Source organism: Paraclostridium sp. AKS73 (assembly GCF_025671395.1).
Taxonomy (GTDB): Bacteria; Bacillota; Clostridia; order Peptostreptococcales; family Peptostreptococcaceae; genus Paraclostridium; species Paraclostridium benzoelyticum.
The window spans coordinates 1-488 of record NZ_JAIXHU010000090.1; the positions used below are offsets into that span (position 1 = coordinate 1).

Genomic DNA, 488 nt, shown 5'->3' on the forward strand with positions numbered 1-488 from the left:
GCAACTCCCCGAAGCTTATCGCAGCTTATCGCGTCCTTCATCGGCTCTTAGTGCCAAGGCATCCGCCCTGCGCCCTTAATAACTTGACCAGTTATTAAATGACTTCGCCAATGTCCATTCGTCAATATGACTCATGTCCCATTGCTTAAAAGTGTTATTTTTTAAAGAGTTTTCTTCTCTTATAATTGGTTTATTTAATCATCACTAAATGTTATGCAGTTTTCAAAGTACTAATATGGTGGAGATGAGGAGGATCGAACTCCTGACCCCTTGCGTGCAAGGCAAGTGCTCTCCCAGCTGAGCTACACCCCCACATTTCATTCGACTTTTTTCGACACAAAATATAATAACATATCTCTGACGATTTGTCAAACATATTTTTGAAAGTTTTTAAGAACTCTCAAAATTAAACAGTAGGTAATTACTCCTTAGAAAGGAGGTGATCCAGCCGCACCTTCCGATACGGCTACCTTGTTACGACTTCACCC

General features: G+C 41.0%; 1 tRNA gene and 2 rRNA genes. All 3 read right to left on the reverse strand.

The annotated features are described in order from the left end of the window. Positions 1–89: ribosomal RNA gene (locus tag LEQ07_RS19760) — 23S ribosomal RNA — on the reverse strand; the annotation flags it as partial. 147 nt (positions 90–236) lie between these two features. After that, a tRNA-Ala gene (locus LEQ07_RS19765) sits at positions 237–312 on the reverse strand. Positions 313–432: 120 nt separating this feature from the next. Continuing rightward, a 16S ribosomal RNA gene (locus tag LEQ07_RS19770) occupies positions 433–488 on the reverse strand; the annotation flags it as partial.